1 protein-coding gene is annotated in these 946 nt (G+C 38.8%); it reads right to left on the bottom strand.

Features of this window, described 5'->3' with window-relative positions; all coding sequences use genetic code 11:
- Positions 1 to 138 precede the first annotated feature (138 nt).
- Positions 139 to 946: GIY-YIG nuclease family protein (locus GQR38_RS19920; RefSeq protein WP_240920060.1), on the bottom strand; the 808-nt coding region annotated here is incomplete at its 5' end.

Genomic DNA, 946 nt, shown 5'->3' on the forward strand with positions numbered 1-946 from the left:
CAATTAAATAAAGGCATCAATTTTGATGTTTAGACATTAGCTCGTCTTGACTTCAAGGGAGCGTCCATATATGTCACTGTAATTCACGCTGGAGCAAAACTAACTGTTTTTTGTCCTTATTGGATCGTCTTGTTAGCACTATTTTAACGACTTTGCCAAAGAACTATATACTAGATCTACAAAAGTTGTTCCGTGCCATTCATCGTCAAGCGATGGATTTACTGTATCAGGTGCTCCACCAGTTAGATCACGCATAATACGGTAATCATTACTACGCTGCGCAAGTATTTGCATTTTCTCTTGGTGCTCAGGAGGAAGCATTTTATTTTTATACCATGTACGAAAAACATGTTTAAAAAGAGGTTCATTACAAGAAAACCATTCGCCTTGTCTTCTTAGATGAGAAAACTTTTGGTGTAATTCAGCCTCTCTAGCAGAGCCTCCTGGTTCTAATGCGCCAATAATTAATTGGCCATACGTACCAGTTTGTAAATTTTGTAAACGCTGGAGTACATTTTTAGATCTACCAATCTTTATAAATAGCCCATGTAAAGGGTGTGCATTTTTAGGTGGTCCAGCCCAAGAGTCTGGTACCTGAATAATATAATAAACGCTATCGATAGTCCCAAAAGAAACTTTATTCGCCCACTCACACCAAGGTGTAACCCATTCATCTGCTTTTTTAAAAGTAGAAAAGTATTCGGTTGTGAAATAGTGCTCACCATTTTCAAGGTGTATATCTGCTACAAACTCACCGTTTTCGCATTCTCGAATACTCTCAACTTTCAATAGAACCTCTGATAGTGCTAACGCCCACTTAAGCGGACAAAAATAGTTGGTTAAAATGTGAAGCGAAGCGGAACCTAACCAACTGTTTTTGTTACGTTTGAAGTGCTTGTGTACGCCCGACATGGGCATTGACTTATGAGGTGAAAGTCCTCTGTAG

This window comes from Pseudoalteromonas sp. c7(2019) (assembly GCF_011378625.1).
GTDB classification, from domain to species: Bacteria; Pseudomonadota; Gammaproteobacteria; order Enterobacterales; family Alteromonadaceae; genus Pseudoalteromonas; species Pseudoalteromonas arctica.